Raw genomic sequence first — 17,915 nt, forward strand, 5'->3', positions numbered from 1 at the left:
TGGCAGCTACTGTATAGCACTAAGTTAAATAAAAAAGCAGAGGAGTTCTCTGCTTTTTATTGCAAAAGAAATCTTACTGTTAATGATTAGTTGAATTACTGCTCCAGCCCTTTTTTGCTAAAGGATAGAAACCCACTCCAATTGCAATTAGTGCCACAAAAGAGATATAGATACCCGCACCCAGATAACTATATTTCCCTAATAAATGTTCAGGACTTAATAGATAAATCGTTAACGTTGGCGTAATAGCACTAAATAACGCATAAGCTAAATTATAAGAAAAAGACAAACCTGAATAGCGGATTGCTGGTGGAAATGTCCTTGTTCCAATAATTGGTGTCATGACAACAGAGCCGATAAAAAGCCCAAACACAGCCCAAATCAAATAAAGCTTGGTGATTGACATATCAGGTGATAAAGAACTATAAAAATAGAGACTAGAAACAGTAAGACCTCCCCAGCAAATCATTACGGTTTTTGTTGAGCCAAGTTTATCATCCAACCATCCAAAAATAACACAACCTAATGTTAAGGTTAAAGCCGCAATACAACCACCGATCCGCCAATCAAGGTTAGCAAAATGATACATTCCGCCCACAATACGGCCAGGCGTAATTAAAATTCCCACCATAATTGCTGTGGATAATGACCAAGTTAATAATGCAACAATCAAACAGGCTGTTTTGTGTTTTTGAAGTACAGTAACAACTGGGATATTTTTCTCAATTGCTTTACGAGCAGCTAATTCTTTAAAAATAGGTGTTTCAGAAAGAAAACGGCGTAAATAAACTGAAATAATCCCAAAAATTCCCCCAATAATGAAGGGAATACGCCAAGCGTAATCTAAAATATTTTGTGTCGTAAAACAAAGATCGATAATAATCGTGACAATAAAACCAAGCAAAATCCCACCAGTAATACCCGAAGTTAATGTGCCAACGCCGAGTCCATAACGCTGCTTTGGTACATGTTCAGCAATAAATACCCAAGCGCCAGGCATTTCACCGCCAATAGCGGCTCCTTGCAACATACGCATGACCAAAAGTAACAATGGCGCAAAAATACCAATCATTTCGTAAGTAGGCAAAATACCAATGATAAAGGTTGGTAGTGCCATCAAGGCAACACTTAAAGTAAACATCTTTTTACGGCCAACTTTATCGCCAAAGTGAGCCATAATAATGCCACCAATAGGGCGCACCAAATAACCAGCAGCGAAAATCCCCCAAGCAAACAGATCTAATGTCAAAGGCGATAACGAATGGGGTAAAAAGAGTGGTTTGACGATGGTATCAATGTAAAGTGCATAGATAACAAAATCATAGAACTCTAATGTACCGCCTAAAGAAGACAACACTAACGTTTTTAAATCTTTACTATTTAATGGTCGTGCAGTGGGTTGCCACTGAGCATTGATTTCAGACTGATTCATGAACTAACCTTATTTTCATTGTTAAATTGATATAGCAAATCAAGAAAATTTATTTTTTTGACCAAATCTTATAAAGAATCCTCATTCTGCCACAAAAAGATGCCTTTTTTTCCATCATAAAAAAATTTAATGAATGACATTAAACTGTCTATTTGAATTATAATCTTAATATATTTATATTTTATTGGATAAAAATATCGCCATTTACCATATCATGGTGGTTAATACAATAAGGATGATTTAATGATAGACCAAAAAGTAAAGCGTTGCGGTTGGGTAACAAATGATCCGCTGTATATCGATTATCATGACAACGAATGGGGCATAGCCCAATATGATAGCCTTAAACTATTTGAAAAAATTTGTTTAGAAGGACAACAAGCCGGTTTATCGTGGATCACTGTACTAAAAAAACGGCAAGAATATTGCCGTTGTTTTTTTGATTTTAATCCTGAAAAAATTGTTCAATTGACCGAAGAAGACATTGAATTATTTATGGAAAACAAAGGATTAATCCGTAACCGTCTCAAGCTCAATAGTATAATCAAAAATGCTCAAGCGTATTTATTAATGCAAAAAAATAACGAAGATTTTTCACAATTTATTTGGTCTTTTGTTGGGGGTAAGCCGATGATTAACCACTATAAAGACAAGAGTGAAGTCCCCGTGAGCACCGAACTATCTGACCAGATGTCAAAGGCATTAAAAAAGAGGGGCTTTAGTTTTGTTGGCTCAACGATTTGTTATGCATTTATGCAATCAATGGGACTAATCAATGACCATTTTGACGATTGCTTTAAAAAAGGATATTGATTTAATGATAATTTTAAAATTATTCAATTATGCTGTTATCGCCATTTTAGGTTATTTTATTGTTTGTAATATTATTATTTTTATCTATGCTCAACAAAAGCCCATTAATAACGCTGATACACTAGTTGTGTTGGGTTCACAAGTTGTTGGCACGCCAGCAATGGCGCCTTTAACCTTACAAATTCGCTTAGATGTAGCTGCCACTTATTTGCAAAATAATCCCAATACGAAAGCTGTTGTTTGTGGTGGACAAGGCAAAGACGAATCAGCCACTGAAGCTAGCGTGATGTTTAATTACTTGGTAAACCAAGGAATAGACGCTTCGCGAATCTATATTGAAGACAAATCAACCCGAACAGCCCAACAATTTATATATGCCAATGTGGTATTGCCTTTAGGGAAAACGGTTGTTGTTACTAATGATTTTCATTTATTACGCTCGGTAATGCTAGCTCAACGTTCAGGGGTGACGGATGTATCGGGATTATCGGCGCCATTGCGTTTTTCTAATTTTGATAAATATATCGCAATGATAAGAGAGCCTTTAGCATTAGCTAATTCGTGGTTATTTGATCATCCTAAAAATTAGATTTAGACAGAACCTTTTTTGACTATTCATTTAAACCGCTTGATTTTTAAAATGACATATCTTTGTATGATTAGCTAAATAAGCAACAGCTGTTTTTGCGTCTTGTCCATGGTATTATGATGTATTGCTGTTTAATTTAGAAATTGATACATATGAATTCAGATACTATTGTCGCGCAAGCAACCCCACCTGGTCGTGGTGGGGTCGGTATTTTACGTATTTCAGGGCCAAAGGTTCAGGCTGTTGCTCAAGCTGTATTAGGCAAATTGCCTAAGCCTCGTCATGCTGATTATTTGCCTTTTTTAGCCTCAGATGGTTCAACCTTAGATGAGGGCATTGCTTTATTCTTCCCAAATCCTCATTCATTTACTGGCGAAGATGTGCTTGAACTACAAGGACATGGTGGACCGATTATTTTAGATTTACTCTTAAAACGTGTTCTTGAAGTGCCGCATGTCCGTATTGCTCGCCCAGGTGAATTTTCAGAACGGGCATTTTTAAATGATAAACTAGATCTTGCTCAAGCCGAAGCGATTGCTGATTTAATTGATGCTAGTTCAGAACAGGCAGCAAAATCAGCAATATCATCCTTACAAGGTGTATTTTCTAAAAAAGTAAATGCACTGGTTGAGTCATTAATCCATTTACGCATTTTTACCGAAGCAGCAATTGATTTCCCCGAAGAAGAGATTGACTTTCTATCAGACGGTAAAATTGAAGCACAACTAAACGAAGTCATTACTCGCTTAAGCGAAGTACGGCAAGAAGCGAAACAAGGAACGCTATTACGAGAAGGCATGAAAGTCGTTATAGCAGGACGGCCTAATGCCGGTAAATCAAGCCTACTTAATGCACTGGCAGGGCGTGATGCCGCCATTGTGACCGATATCGCCGGCACAACTCGAGACGTGCTACGCGAACATATTCACATTGATGGTATGCCGCTGCATATTATTGATACCGCAGGTTTACGTGAAGCCAGTGACGAAGTGGAACGCATTGGCATTGAACGCGCTTGGCAAGAAATAGAGCAAGCTGATCGTGTATTATTTATGGTCGACAGCACAACGACAACAGAAACCAATCCAGAAAAACTATGGCCAGAATTTATTGAACGCTTGCCTAAAAATATGCCCGTCACCGTCATCCGCAACAAAGCCGATTTAACTGGCGAAGCACTAGGATACAGTGAAGTAAACGGCTACTCACTGATTCAGCTTTCAGCACGAACAGGAGAGGGAATTGCTTTATTACGTGATCATCTTAAACAAGTCATGGGCTTTACCAGTAGCACTGAAGGTGGATTTTTAGCACGTCGCCGTCATCTGCAAGCACTAGAAAAAGCAGCAGAACACTTAAATAATGGTAAGTACCAACTCATTACTTTCCATGCTGGCGAACTGCTAGCTGAAGAGCTAAGACTAGCACAAGAAGCCCTGAGCGAAATTACGGGAGAATTTACCTCTGATGATTTATTAGGCCGTATATTTAGTTCATTTTGTATTGGTAAATAAGTAAATCTAAATTTACTATTTTTGAGGCTTTGTTTAACAAAGCCAAATTAAATCTCAGATATATCTTTTTGCTAATTATCGAGAACAAATATACCTTAATCAAACATTTTAAGGTAATTGAAAAATGGGGAGTTATACAGCAAGTCTTATCAAAATGGCTATATTGAATGAATTAATAATACTCATCAAACAGAAGCATGAGATTTATATCTTTTGGGTAAGTTAGAGCTAGCCAGGAGGATAACGGAAGAATGATTAATAATTTAACGTAGAAATGACACTATAAAGCGCTAAATAACATGACTCAACTGAATATAAAACACACAGCGTAATTTTCTGCATTATTTTTGTACTAATGATGGCGTATTTACAAAATTTTACATCAAAATGGTAGTTAATTTCGTTTTAAACGCTATACTTTTAAATTAACCATTAAAAATTAATTTAGCTTATCTTATAAGCTAATAACTATAAAAATATTACTCGGAAGGTTGGATGTTATGCCGTATAAGATTACCTATCACCAGCTTTGGCAACCTTGTTTTTTGAGTATTTTTAATACCGTCTATTCCTTAACTTCGTTATTATCATCTAAAGTCTCTTTATTATTTGCGCCATTATTGCTGTTGTCCTATTCATTAAATATGCATGCGTTATCAGCGGCTATCAAAAATGCCATTGAAGGCAGTCCTCTGTATTTAATGTTTGATAAATGTAGAAACAAAACTACTGCAATGAAAAATTTTTTAGGCATCAGGTTATCAAACGGCACAAAAATTACATCATTAAGCAATAAATCAACGCCTATACACCCAATAGTGTTATCTAATACAAAGGGGGAGCATTTTGCTGATATTGGCTGGATGGTAACCAACAAGTAAACTTGATAGGAGTTAAATGCAATTATTAGTTCACATAGCTACAGGGGCGATGATAATGGATATGAGGAAATAGGTTAAGTGCAACAGAGCGTTTAACTGTTTGGTTTACCGATAAAAATAAGCGTATAGTTAAACGTAACGATATATTAAATATCTGTTATACTTCTATATAAGGTGGTGTTAGGCCTCACAGAAGGTAGTTCAAGTATGCCGTACGGTTATACCTAACAGTGGCATCTTTGATGGCGGTAAAGTAGATTATTACATTGCTCCAACAAGATTATCAGTCATACAAACTAGATGATCTTATTGGCTTTTCCTTGTCAGCTAATTCAGTTTTTGCTGATATGTGAGACGAATATGGGAAGATATTTCCCAATCTACTGCATCCGAATCTTACGGCGATAACTTTCCGTCTATTGACGATCACTGATTATAATTTGATTTGAATATAGGGGAGAGTTAGTGGGTCTACTGAATTGGCTCCAGTTGTGCAGAGTGTGAAATAACCACGAATATGACTAATGTGGCTAGTATTAGTGTATGCGTCACACTAGAAGATCCAAAGGCAACCGAGGATCAAAAGTAAACAGGTAATCCTGTTTACAAACCAATCTTACCGCAGACATTCGTGTTATTGGGTAGAGATAGTAGAGTGGTATTAAAATATGGTTTTGTATTGTAGAAGTGGTTTGTTAACTGCGGAACCATAAAAAGGTGTTTTGATGACGTAGTAAATTGGTGTTCTAACTTAGGTTATCGGCAAGGAATCTTAAAAGATATTACCAATGCGATTTGTTACGCTAATTATTTCCGTCATAAATATGGTAGTAAAGTATCTGGTGCTATACCGACATCAACAGGTAACTATAGTTAATTTCGAATTGGTAGTGGTCTGTTGGTGAATGGGCACAATAAGCAATTTCTTTGTAGTAGGTTTTTCCTTTAAGGAGTACTGGGCAATTAATGAAGTTAGGTTTGTGTGCCTATCTTTAGCCTTTAGTGCTTAATCTTTTGTTTTACGAGCAAAGTGCTTTTGCTGATAAATAGCAAAAGCACACAAGGTTATCAAAAAATTACTTAATAGGTAGAATGTTATGCAATACTATTATAGATACAAGTACTGTTGGTTTTATGTCTTAAATATCTCTAAACGTCACTTTGGACAAGCTTCTTTCTTAATCTTATTATCATCATCTAAAGTCTTTTTATCATTAGCACTGTTGTTGCTGTTGCTATATTCATTAAATACACATGCGTTATCTGCCATTACGACAAATGAAATTGAAGGCTCTGCGCCGTATTTAACGTTTGATGGAGGTAGAACGAAAATTAGCACAACGAAAGGTTTGTTAGGTATCACGTTATCGGATGGAACTAGAATCACACCATCAAACAATACTTCATCATCGACAAATCCGATTGAGTTACCACAAATCGATGAAACTTTTGCAGATATTGACACGTTGGTACCTACATCAAAGAATTTTATCGACTTAAATTCGCTCGTAAGCGACCCTTATAACCATTGGGGAGATGATGATGATGATGGACAAGAGGAAAATGGGGTAAAAGCACAAGGTTATTTGTATGTTTACATCACAGATAAAAACAACAAAACCGTTAATCGTAGTGATGAATTAACTCTATGTAATGCCCCTTATAAGATGGTGTTAATAAGTTCAGAAGGCAGTTTAAAAACGCAGTACGGCTTACCTAACAGTATTTCTTTCAGCAGCGATCGAGAAACGTATTACATCACCCCAAAATCATCTCCTGTAATTTGCTATGCTAAACCGTCTTTGAAATATGGTGGTGGTAGTGGTAATAATATCTACTTCGCCGGTCCTACTAACATATGGAGCTCAACCAAGGGTTTTATTCCTCAATCTACTACACCGACATCATACGATCGCAATTTCCCAACTACGGGTGCTCATAATTTATACTTTGATTTAGACATAGTAGGATCAGATGCATTGACTTGGGCACCAGTTACCCATGAGGGTATAACTGCATCTATGACGCCGGATTCAACGGGTAAAACTGTTCGGGTCACCCTGACTGGTCCAGAGGCAAAAGACCAATGGAACAATGATAATCCTAATCGAATTACTAAGCCAATCTTACCTCAGACATTCGAGTTAGTAGGAAAAGATAGTAGTGGTAATGTGATAGTAAAATATGGATTTACGTTACAGAAGTGGTTCGCCGGCCGAGGTGACAATGAAAATTTATTATCTAATCAAGCAGCATGGTGTCGCAGTTTAGGTTATCGTCTTGTACAAGTAAAAGACATTACCAACTCAAATTGTAATGGTGGTGGGGCAACTGACCGTTGTCGAGGAGCCGTTGGTGCTACACCGATATCAAATGGCAACCATTATCAGCGTTATATTGGAGCAGGATTTTTTGCCGAGTGGGGCATCTTGAGTAATTACTCCGATGCAAACTTTTTCTCCAACAGCTACTACTGGACGAGCGATGTAGCTGGAGTCGGCTACCAGTTCTTTGTCCGCTCGAACGACGGCTCCGTGAGCAACAGCTATAATGGTAACACATCTAGAGGGCTTTGCGTCACTCCTTAGTTTTAGTTCTTAATTTTGGGGGTGTGGGCGAGATTATATGACAAATTAAGGAGAAGTTACCAAAGAAATTAGCCCCTGCGTAAGGAGGGGCTATGAGCTGATCACTTTGCTATTAATTTGCTATTAAATAGCAAAAACACTTTCCCCAAAAAAATGTCAAAATCAATAAGTAATAAAAACTTAATTTTTATACTCAAGCATATAGCTACCTGAAAATTTTTAATAAGGTTTTTTAAGGATTATCACCAATTTCTATTGTGTGGAGCGTTATCGCAATTATTATTTTTAACTAAGCTCAACATTTTCAAAATTAACCAATAATTATAGCAACGATAAAATCACCTCAAAATTAGTAATAACTGATTTAAGTTTTATGATAAAAATCTTCTTTATAGATGTAGATTAGATTTAAGGAATAAAACTATTTTAAATAATTTTATTCCTTTGCAGATAGATAGTTTAACAAACTCTTTTTTAATCTTTTGTAAATGACTATGGCAAGATTATTTGATCACATAAAAGTTGACGTCGCGAGCATTTCGGAGAGCATCCAGAAATTGTCCTAATGTTTTATGGTAACTTTGATCTGGGTCATTGTCTTTAGTACATTTCTTTTCAGAAGCGTAACTTTGGATAATTGCATCATCTGTTCCTATCTTCTTAAATGATTTTTCAAAAGCATCTCCTTTTAATGTAATAAGCTGATTCCAATCATTTAAAAGGTTCTTCATATATTGGCGACCTTCCTCACATTTTATGTTATCTACATCAATATTTGGAATAACATATTGGACTATATCTATGAACTTTTTAGGATGATAAGGGAAGCTAATTTCTTCTTTCACTCCATCTTGTTTTAAATGCTCAATAAAATCACTTTCTCGGTATAATTTTTTAAATCGTTCGTAATAAGATTGATGTTTCTTTAAATTTAGATCTTGTGTTATTTCTTCAGGGAAAGATTGATCAAAAGAGTAACTCCAATGATAATTGCTCCTTTCAATAAATACATCATTGACTATTTTTACAGGGAGCTCTATTTCTGATTCTTCTCCGTTAATCATTGCAGGAATACGATTAAGCTCTTTTTCTAACACTTTATTGTATTCATTTTCATCCATATTAGAGGTTGCATATATAATAGTGTATAGCAAATAATTGCTTTGTGTTGGGTTAATAAAACCTGAATCACTAAATTTAGCAGGCTTTACAATAAAATTGAGAGAATCATTATTATACGACATAGTGTGTTTGCCATATGAAAACGTATAATTAACGCCTGATTTTGCTGGGATGGTTAACTCATCACCATCAATGATTACTTTTATTTCATTAGCTGTTGGATTGTCAATCCAACGTTCGATAGAACTAGACTCCGAACAGCCAACAAGGGTTAAGCTACAAGTTAGCAACACAATATATTTTATTTTCTTGTTCATGATAATTTATTATAAGTATAAAAAAAGATGTAAATATTATCATTTTTTTGAAAAAAATATATAAAATTAATGCATAATTTATGTAAATTTTAATTAAGACTATTAAATTGAAATGAATAGTTAAACTTAATGATATAAGTGATTAAACAATGATTTGACTTAGATAAAATAGGTTATAACTCAGCCCTTTTATTTTTTGATTTATTAAAGATGACATTAATATTGATGATAAAGAGGTTTTTTTATGAAATTAATAGTAGATAATATAAGTTGTCAACATTGTGTTAAAACGATAACTAAAGCAATCAATGATATTGATCCAAAGGCAAAAGTGACAGTTGATATAGCTAAGCACGAGGTTGATATCGAAAATAGCACTATTTCTCAAGAAGCCGTTATTACGGCGATTGCTGAAGCTGGCTTCCAGTTCGTTGGTGTTTCTTATTAAGTTAAGTGGTTTTTGATAAGATTTTTTGCATTTATCTCTGAAAAGTACTGTGTCGACAAACATTCTGTTTGTCGATTTCACTTTATTTGGTTATCGGTTTTCCAAAGAATAACTTTAAACTCTATAAGAGTTAATTAAAAATTTGATAAAATCAATTTGTTTATGGATATTTTTTAGCTAAATTGTGTGATAAAACATTGATCACTGCTGACTTATTACCACCAGTGATAAAAATGGTGTGTAGGGCCATCACCTTTGCCAATAGTTAAATCATCGGCATGGCTAATGGCACCTTGCAAATAGTTTTTAGCCTGTTTTATGGCCTCTTCTAAGTTGTTATATTTGGGTACTAATGCTGAAATTGCGGCAGAAAGTGTGCAGCCGGTTCCGTGGGTATTTTTAGTTTGAATTCGCGGAAAGGTCATTCTTATGATGCTATCTTGAGTTATCAAATAATCTGGACTTTCATGGCTTAGCAAGTGCCCACCTTTCATTAAGACCGCTTTGCAACCTAGTTTAAGTAATTCACACCCTTGTTTTTGCATATCATCTTCGGTTTTAGCTTCGTTACAATCGAGCAGCGCTGCAGCTTCAGGTAGGTTGGGAGTAATAATTGTTGCTAGGGGCAATAATCGCTCACGAATGGTAGTTACTGCATTGGATTTTAGAAGTGGATGTCCGCCTTTGGCTACCATGACGGTATCTAATACGATAATAGGAATGGGATTTGTTTGGAGAAGATGGTGAACAGCTATGACTATCTCTTTATTCATGAGCATTCCTATTTTTACGCTATCAATTTGAATATCTTGATAAAGCGTATTAAATTGGGCTTCAATAAATTCGGGCGGGATCGCTAATACCGCATCAACTCCTTGTGTACTTTGTGCCGTTAGGGCGGTAATAACTGACATACCATATGCACCAAGTGCAGAAAAGGTTTTTAAATCGGCTTGAATACCTGCGCCACCGCTAGGATCAGATCCAGCAATGGTTAATGTAATTGTTGTCATGATAGTATTTCCTATTTAGCGTGCTTGATTTTGTTAATAAGCGATAACGTTGCTTGTTGAATATCTTTTTTGCCACAAATAGCCGAAACCACTGCAACACCGTCAATGCCTGTTTGGATAATATTAGTTACATTGTTTTCATCAATACCACCAATGGCAACAGCAGGGCGCTGCTTTAGTTCTACTAACTTGGTTAACTGTTCGGTTCCCAGTGCTACTGTTACATCTTTTTTGGTTGTGGTTGGAAAGATAGGACCAATACCAATATAATCAACCAGCTGCCAAGGCGTGGTATCAAGTTGTTGGCGATTGGATACTGAAAACCCTAACCATTTATCTTTGCCAATGAGTTGGCGAGTGACATCGGCAGGTAAATCACTTTGTCCAATATGTACGCCATCGGCATTAATTGCTAAAGCAATATCCACGTGATCATTTATAAATAGCGGGACAGGTGTATCACTTAGCGTTTCTTTCAATGCTAATGCTGCTTGATACCAATCTTTACCTGCCAGTTCTTTTTCTGATCTTAACTGTATAGCAGTTACGCCATTTTTGACAGCAATTTTAGTTGTATTGACCATACCACTAATACCACCGCAAAGTAGTGGTTCGAGCACTAAATAAAGGGTTAAATCCAATTGTTTTTTCATTTGATACCCTTATTAAAGCGAGGAGTTAAATAGCGAGAGTTGATCTAATAGAGATACCATAAAGGTGCCTAATCCTTGCTGTTTATTGGCAAGTTCAGCGGCCTTTTTCATCATAAAACATGCTGAGGCAGTAGCGAATAAAGGGTCAGGTGAATTGGCTATAAAGGCTGCTACCATGGCGGATAACGAACATCCCGTTCCCGTCACTTTAGTTAAAGCAATATCGCCTCCTGTTATGCTATATACATTGTTACCGTTAGTGATATAGTCGATATCACCTGTCATTGCAACAATTGTTTGATATTTTTGCGCAAGCTCTTGGGCGGCGTTTAAAGCTGATTGGGTTGAGTCTTGACCGTCAGGTCCTTTTGCCGATGAGTTTTGACCATTTAGCGCTAATATTTCTGAGGCATTACCACGAATTACTGTTGGTTTTAATGATAATAATTGATATGCAATTTCAGTACGGTAATTAAGTGCAGGTCCTACAGCGACAGGATCGAGTACCCATGGGGTTTGTGTTTGCTGAGCTTTAGCTGCTGCTAATAACATACTTGAGGCTATGCTGCTGTGAATGGTGCCAATATTAATCAGTAAACTATCGGCAATGGTAACAAATGCCGCAACTTCTTGCTCGGCAATCACCATTGCGGGTGATGCACCAATAGCAAGTAGTACATTGGCGGTAAAATTTTGGACTACATCATTAGTTATGCAATGCACGAGTGGGCGTTGTTGTTTAATGTGATGGATAAAAGCGATTGCTTGCGTGGTGTGAAATGATTTGACTGCTGGCATATTTCTTCCCTCCTTATATTTTATATACGTTAGGAAGAATTGGCCAATTTAGTGACTTTATAGCTTAGACTTCCCTACGCTGGCATAATCCAGATCAGGTTCAACGGGTAAAATCTCAGTTTTTTGTTTAAACAAAAAACACCCCGAGTCAAAATTGTGTAGTTATTATGAACTGACTATCGGTTTTTAACAAGTTATTGTAATAATCTTTCAATACTCGTAATTGCCATTCTATCTGGCAAGAAGAGAATTAGATGATCATGGTCTTCTATCGTTAAATTAGTATTAACGATAATCGTATCTTCGCTATTCGCTACAACCTGAAAAGCCTGTAGGTAGTTTTAAGCCATGCATATTTTCTCCACAGAGTATTGAGGTACCATTATTTCCTGCATTACACCATTTAAAGAACAATTAACGAATTCATTATAGATACCAGCAAAAATAAACTTGGTACAGGCATTTTTAGCTTTAGTGACATAAGAAACAATATTTCCAATTTAAATATTTATTCAAACAAATCATTATTGATTTTTGCCAATTTTTATTATTATTAACTTTAAATGATTCGTAGTTCTTTTAATGATAATTTAATAAATGCATAAAAAATAGGCGCAAAAATTAAACCAATGACACCAAAAAGGGTCTCTAAAAATAGCATCGAAATTAACAATTCACAGATACCAGCATGAATTTTTGTCCCGACTATTTTTGCATTAAGTACATATTCCATTTTATGAATTAAGATTAAATAAACAATAATCACCATTGCGACGGTAAATGATACGGTAAATGCAACAAAAAAGATTAATCCATTAACAATCAAATTTCCAATAATTGGAATAAGACCAAAAACAAATGTGGCTAACACTAAACTTTTACTAAACGGTAAATGAATGCCAAATACAGGCAAAATAATAAATAGCAAAATGGCAGTCATGATAGTATTAAATAATGCAATCACAACTTGGGACATCGCTACATATTGGAATACCACCACTAATCGATTTAAACTGGTTTTTAAGGCTTTAGTTAATGCTCTTTGTGTCATTTGATTATTATTGCTACTACGTTGATTTTCTTTATAGCCTAAGATTAATCCAATAATCATTCCCACAATTAATATGACTAAATCATGAAATACTTTTTTGATGATAGATTGTAGATAAAAGACGTGATCTTTAAGGTAAATCATTATAGTTGATTTCACTTCGTCTAAATCATCAGGTAAATAATGGGTCACGCTTGACGGCAGACTGTTTACTACATTGTTTACTACTAATTTCATATTTGTTAATGTTTCGGTAGGGTGCTTGGCCATATCAACAAACCAAGCAAATAAATACCAAAAACCACCAATAAAAATACTCATAATCAGTGTTGTGAGTACTAGTACCGAAACTAATTTTGATTGATGGCTAAAACGTATCATTTTTCGTGATAAAAACTCATCTAATTTTTGAGTTAATGTATAGGTTAATAAACCGGCAATTACTGCTGGCATTAAATGAACTTGCATTAAAATAATGAAAAAAACGGAAAATAGCGTGAGGCAAAATAGACCTAATTTTTGATTATTATTGAGTAACATGGTAACTAATTCCTTTCAATAAATAAGCCATTAAAGTCAAATAAAATTTTGCAGCTTAAGCTCTGTGCTTAAAGCCCACTTTAAGGCAAACTTTGTTTAAAATCTAAATTTTTTTAAATGATTATGTATATCGAACTAATCTTATGTAGTTGCAGGTTTTCTAAAGTTTAAATTCAAACTCCAGAAAACAGACGTAAAAGTCTCAATAAAAATTAATAATCCTCCTGACAGTTTTTATATTAAATTTGTGGGAACGTGTTTTTATTTACATTATATTTTTTAAAAAACTATTGTAATAATCTTTCAATCTCTGTAATTGCTTTTCTATCTGGCAAAAAGATGATTAGATGATCATTGTCTTCTATTGTTAAATCAGTATTAACGATAATCACATCTTCGCCTCGCACTACAGCTCCAATAGTTGCGCCTGAAGGTAATTTTAAACCATTAATATTTTTGCCAACGAGTCGTGATGTTTCATTATTCCCATTGGCAGCAATTTCGACAATCTCGGATTCACCTTGTCTTAATGAAACGACTTTAACAACGCCCGTTTGCCTTACATGGCTTAACAGTTCTGAAATTGTGGCGTGTTGTGGTGAAATTGCAATATCAATCACACTGTCATTAATCAATTCAAGGTAGGCTTGGCGTTGAATCAACACAATCACTTTTTTTGCTCCCATCCTTTTTGCAAGCATAGAAGACATGATATTGGATTCATCATCATTGGTGACAGCAATAAACAGATCAGTAAGTTCAACTTGCTCTTGTGAGAGTAATTCTTGATCCGATGATTCGCCATGCAGAACCGTTGTATTAATAAGTTGCTCAGCAATTAATTCGGCACGTTCGGCATTGCGTTCGATTAATTTAACTTGATAATCGTTTTCTAAACGCTTTGCTAAAGTGACAGCTACACCACCGCCGCCGCTAATAATGATTCGTTTATAGGGCTTTTCTAAACGTTGTAGCTCACTAGTCACCGCTTTAATATTAACCGGCGGTGTAATGAAATAAACCATATCTCCTGCTTCAATAAGGGTTGACCCTAGCGGACGTATAAAGCGATTTTTACGATAAATTGCGACAACCCGAGCTTCAACATGAGGTAAGTGTTCTTTAAGTCCAGATAGTTCACTCCCAACTAAAGCACCGCCGTAATAGGCCGTCACAGCAACCAAACAGACGCGATTGTCATAAAAAGATGCAAATTGTAACGAACCAGGATATTGGACTAATTGACTAATATGATTAGTGATAAGGTTTTCTGGGGCAATAATATGATCGATATTAATACAATCTTTATTAAAAAAGGGATAATTTTCGTCATTGTATTCAGGAGCTCTAATGCGTGCGACTTTTTGTGGAATGTTAAACATGACATGCCCAATTTGGCAGGCCATCATGTTGACTTCGTCAGAGTTAGTTACCGCGACAAGCATATCGGCCGATTCGGCACCTGCACTTTCTAAAACCTGAGGATAGGATGATTTTCCACAAATCACCTGTAAATCAAAACGTTCTTGTAGTGATTGTAATTTATTATAATTTTCATCAACTACGGTGACATCGTTTTGTTTTTCGGTAACGAGATATTCAGCAAGTGCACTACCGGTTTGCCCTGCACCAAGAATAATAATCTTCATAACTAACCCGTATAGTTAAATGGCTTTAATCGTTGCCAATTTATTTAGTCTATTAAAGCCATTGCATACTGTTTTATTTTTGAGTCACAATCAATTATTGATTTGGCAATTATACAAAACCGATTGCATCATAGACTTTTTTCAAAGTTGGTTCGGCTTTTGAATACGCTTTTTCTGCGCCTTCTTGCATGATGGCAAATAGATAACTTTCGTCATCTCGGTACTGATGATACTTGGCTTGCAAAGTGGTCAGCATATCGATGACTTGCGCTGCTACTTCAGTTTTGAGATGACCATACATTTTGCCTTCAAACTCTTTTTCAAGCTCAGTAATGGGTTTACCTGTCACGCCAGTCAAAATATCAAGTAGGTTTGAAACGCCTGCTTTATTTTTAAGATCATAACGTACCACTGGAGGCTCATCAGAATCGGTCATTGCACGTTTGATTTTCTTCTCAATATCTTTAGGATTTTCGAGCAAGCCAATTACGTTATTGCGGTTGTCGTCTGATTTAGACATTTTCTTTGTGGGTTCTTGCAATGACATAACACGTGCGCCCACTTTTGAAATAAATGGCTCTGGAACAGTAAATATATCACCGTAAAGCGCATTAAACCGCATAGCGATATCACGAGATAATTCAAGATGTTGTTTTTGATCATCGCCTACAGGCACTAAGTTTGCTTGATAGAGCAAAATATCGGCAGCCATCAGGACTGGGTAATCAAATAAACCCGCATTGATATTTTCGGAGTGACGAGATGATTTATCTTTAAATTGAGTCATACGGCTGAGTTCACCAAAATAGGTATAACAATTTAATGCCCAGCCCAGCTGTGCATGTGCAGGCACTTGAGATTGTACAAAAATAGTGCTTTTTTGTGGATCGATGCCACAAGCTAAATACAGAGCGAGTGTATCTAATGTAGCTTTACGTAATTTGTTGGGATCTTGGCGTACGGTAATCGCATGCTGATTGACAATACAATAAACGCAATCATATTCGCCTTGCAGAGCCACCCAATTTTTTAATGCACCTAAGTAGTTGCCAAGTGTTAGTTCTCCTGATGGCTGAGCGCCACTAAATACAATCGGTTTACTCATAATTTGTTCCTAATTTATGCTAATTATTTTTTTGCATCAGCTTTTGGCTGAGGTAATAATGTTAATATGTCTTTAAAATCATCTAATAAAAAATCAGGGTTGCTGGTAGCGATCGAGATGCCATAGTTATAGCCATAGCTTAATGCAACGGTTGGACAGTTAGCATTTTGGGCGGCAGTAATATCATTTTTAGAATCGCCAACAAAAAGCAACTGATCACTAAACAATCCAAATGTAGCCATTACTTGATACAACGGCGCTGGATGTGGTTTTAATTTAATCACATCACCACCACCAAGAACTAACGAAAAGTACTCTTTTATACCTAAGGAAGTCAGCAAGGCCGGTAAAAATTGTGCAGGTTTATTGGTCACTAATGCCAGCGGATAATGATTATCATGAAGCACTTTTAGGGTTTCTTTAACATTGGGAAACAGTTTCGTTTCTGCATCAATAACTTTATCATAATGCTGGTTAAATAGATTTTTAGCTTTTGCCAGTAGCTCAGTTGATGGATCAACTTGAATGGCTTTAAATACTCGCTCGAGCATGATATCAATACCATTACCGACAAAATTTTTGACTTGTTCATTGCTGATTGTCGGTAGATTCAAGTCTGCCAACATATTTTGTGTAGCTAGTGCCAGCCCCGGCACACTATCAACCAATGTACCATCTAAATCAAATGCGATTGCTTGAATATCTTTTAGTTTATTCATGTATAACTCCTGCTAACTCTTTACGCATGGCATCAATGACGGTTTTATAATCAGGCTGGCTAAATATGGCGGAGCCTGCAACAAACATATCGGCACCTGCTTTGGCAATTTCTGCTATATTTTCGACTTTTACGCCACCATCAATTTCTAAACGAATATCGCGCCCAGATGCAATAATACGTTGTTTGGTTTGTTGTAACTTCTTAATTGTAGAAGGTATAAAAGATTGTCCTCCAAAACCAGGATTAACACTCATTAATAAAATAATATCAATTTTGTCAATAATATAATCTAAATAATCAAGCGGTGTTGCAGGATTAAATACAATACCTGCAGTGCAGCCGTGATCTTTAATTAACTGTAATGACCGATCCAAATGAACGGTCGCTTCTGGGTGGATTGATATGTTGGTTGCGCCTGCTTTGGCAAATGCGGTGATGAGTTCTTCAACCGGTGATACCATTAAATGCACGTCAATAGGTGCTTTTATGCCATAGTCTCGTAATGCTTTACAAAACATCGCACCCATGGTTAGATTAGGTACAAAATGGTTATCCATAACATCAAAATGAATAACATCAGCACCTGCATCGACAACTTTTTGGGTATCTTCGCCAAGACGAGCAAAATCAGCTGATAATATTGATGGAGCAATAATGTATTCTTTCATAACCTACCTCTAA

The 17,915-nt window shown here is 36.0% G+C and carries 16 protein-coding genes and 1 riboswitch; of the genes, 6 read left to right on the forward strand and 10 right to left on the reverse strand.

Annotation, left to right across the window (positions count from 1 at the left end; all coding sequences use genetic code 11):
- Positions 1–79 precede the first annotated feature (79 nt).
- Complete coding sequence (locus A9G23_RS04430) at positions 80–1,432, reverse strand: MFS transporter (RefSeq protein WP_065586470.1); 1,353 nt, start codon at positions 1,430–1,432, stop codon at positions 80–82.
- Between the two features lie 243 nt (positions 1,433–1,675).
- On the opposite strand from A9G23_RS04430, the gene A9G23_RS04435 reads away from it, so the two are divergent.
- The 5 genes from A9G23_RS04435 to A9G23_RS04455 all read left to right on the forward strand — a co-directional run bounded on the left by A9G23_RS04435 (position 1,676) and on the right by A9G23_RS04455 (position 7,817).
- Positions 1,676–2,245, forward strand: coding sequence for a DNA-3-methyladenine glycosylase I (locus A9G23_RS04435; protein WP_065586471.1), 570 nt, complete (start codon positions 1,676–1,678; stop codon positions 2,243–2,245).
- Between the two features lie 4 nt (positions 2,246–2,249).
- Positions 2,250–2,834 carry a YdcF family protein gene (locus tag A9G23_RS04440; RefSeq protein WP_065586499.1) on the forward strand — a complete coding sequence of 195 codons (585 nt, stop codon included), beginning with the start codon at positions 2,250–2,252 and terminating at the stop codon, positions 2,832–2,834.
- Between the two features lie 152 nt (positions 2,835–2,986).
- Positions 2,987–4,348, forward strand: a complete 1,362-nt coding sequence (gene mnmE, locus A9G23_RS04445; RefSeq protein WP_065586472.1) for a tRNA uridine-5-carboxymethylaminomethyl(34) synthesis GTPase MnmE — start codon at positions 2,987–2,989, stop codon at positions 4,346–4,348.
- Between the two features lie 500 nt (positions 4,349–4,848).
- On the forward strand, positions 4,849–5,229 hold the full coding sequence (locus A9G23_RS04450) for a hypothetical protein (RefSeq protein ID WP_065586473.1): 381 nt from the start codon (positions 4,849–4,851) through the stop codon (positions 5,227–5,229).
- Positions 5,230–6,326: 1,097 nt separating this feature from the next.
- A complete protein-coding gene (locus A9G23_RS04455; protein ID WP_065586474.1) occupies positions 6,327–7,817 on the forward strand; it encodes a hypothetical protein in 1,491 nt (496 codons plus the stop codon).
- A gap of 503 nt (positions 7,818–8,320) precedes the next feature.
- Here the strand turns inward: A9G23_RS04455 and A9G23_RS04460 are convergent.
- Positions 8,321–9,256: a hypothetical protein gene (locus tag A9G23_RS04460; RefSeq protein ID WP_065586475.1), complete on the reverse strand. Its 936-nt coding sequence runs from the start codon at positions 9,254–9,256 to the stop codon at positions 8,321–8,323.
- A gap of 244 nt (positions 9,257–9,500) precedes the next feature.
- On the opposite strand from A9G23_RS04460, the gene A9G23_RS04465 reads away from it, so the two are divergent.
- Complete coding sequence (locus tag A9G23_RS04465; RefSeq protein WP_065586476.1) at positions 9,501–9,704, forward strand: heavy-metal-associated domain-containing protein; 204 nt, start codon at positions 9,501–9,503, stop codon at positions 9,702–9,704.
- Positions 9,705–9,919: 215 nt separating this feature from the next.
- On the opposite strand, the gene thiD is transcribed toward A9G23_RS04465, so the two are convergent.
- The 8 genes from thiD to rpe all read right to left on the reverse strand — a co-directional run bounded on the left by thiD (position 9,920) and on the right by rpe (position 17,902).
- A complete protein-coding gene (gene thiD, locus A9G23_RS04470) occupies positions 9,920–10,717 on the reverse strand; it encodes a bifunctional hydroxymethylpyrimidine kinase/phosphomethylpyrimidine kinase (protein ID WP_065586477.1) in 798 nt (265 codons plus the stop codon).
- A gap of 11 nt (positions 10,718–10,728) precedes the next feature.
- Positions 10,729–11,370, reverse strand: a complete 642-nt coding sequence (thiE, locus tag A9G23_RS04475) for a thiamine phosphate synthase (RefSeq protein ID WP_065586478.1) — start codon at positions 11,368–11,370, stop codon at positions 10,729–10,731.
- Positions 11,371–11,382: 12 nt separating this feature from the next.
- Entirely contained in the window at positions 11,383–12,168 is a 786-nt protein-coding gene (gene thiM, locus A9G23_RS04480) for a hydroxyethylthiazole kinase (RefSeq protein WP_065586479.1), read from the reverse strand.
- A gap of 54 nt (positions 12,169–12,222) precedes the next feature.
- Positions 12,223–12,324, reverse strand: a riboswitch (TPP riboswitch).
- 403 nt (positions 12,325–12,727) lie between these two features.
- Positions 12,728–13,759 carry an AI-2E family transporter gene (locus A9G23_RS04485; RefSeq protein ID WP_065586480.1) on the reverse strand — a complete coding sequence of 344 codons (1,032 nt, stop codon included), beginning with the start codon at positions 13,757–13,759 and terminating at the stop codon, positions 12,728–12,730.
- 287 nt (positions 13,760–14,046) lie between these two features.
- Complete coding sequence (gene trkA, locus A9G23_RS04490) at positions 14,047–15,408, reverse strand: Trk system potassium transporter TrkA (protein ID WP_065586481.1); 1,362 nt, start codon at positions 15,406–15,408, stop codon at positions 14,047–14,049.
- A 109-nt stretch (positions 15,409–15,517) separates the two neighbouring features.
- Positions 15,518–16,513 (reverse strand): tryptophan--tRNA ligase, encoded by a 996-nt coding sequence (gene trpS, locus A9G23_RS04495; RefSeq protein ID WP_065586482.1) that lies wholly within the window; start codon positions 16,511–16,513, stop codon positions 15,518–15,520.
- Positions 16,514–16,536: 23 nt separating this feature from the next.
- On the reverse strand, positions 16,537–17,232 hold the full coding sequence (locus tag A9G23_RS04500; protein ID WP_065586483.1) for a phosphoglycolate phosphatase: 696 nt from the start codon (positions 17,230–17,232) through the stop codon (positions 16,537–16,539).
- A complete protein-coding gene (rpe, locus tag A9G23_RS04505) occupies positions 17,225–17,902 on the reverse strand; it encodes a ribulose-phosphate 3-epimerase (RefSeq protein ID WP_065586484.1) in 678 nt (225 codons plus the stop codon). The genes A9G23_RS04500 and rpe overlap by 8 nt, the downstream gene beginning before the upstream one ends.
- Positions 17,903–17,915 lie beyond the last annotated feature (13 nt).

This window comes from Gilliamella sp. App4-10 (assembly GCF_001690495.1).
Taxonomy (GTDB): domain Bacteria; phylum Pseudomonadota; class Gammaproteobacteria; order Enterobacterales; family Orbaceae; genus Gilliamella; species Gilliamella apicola_G.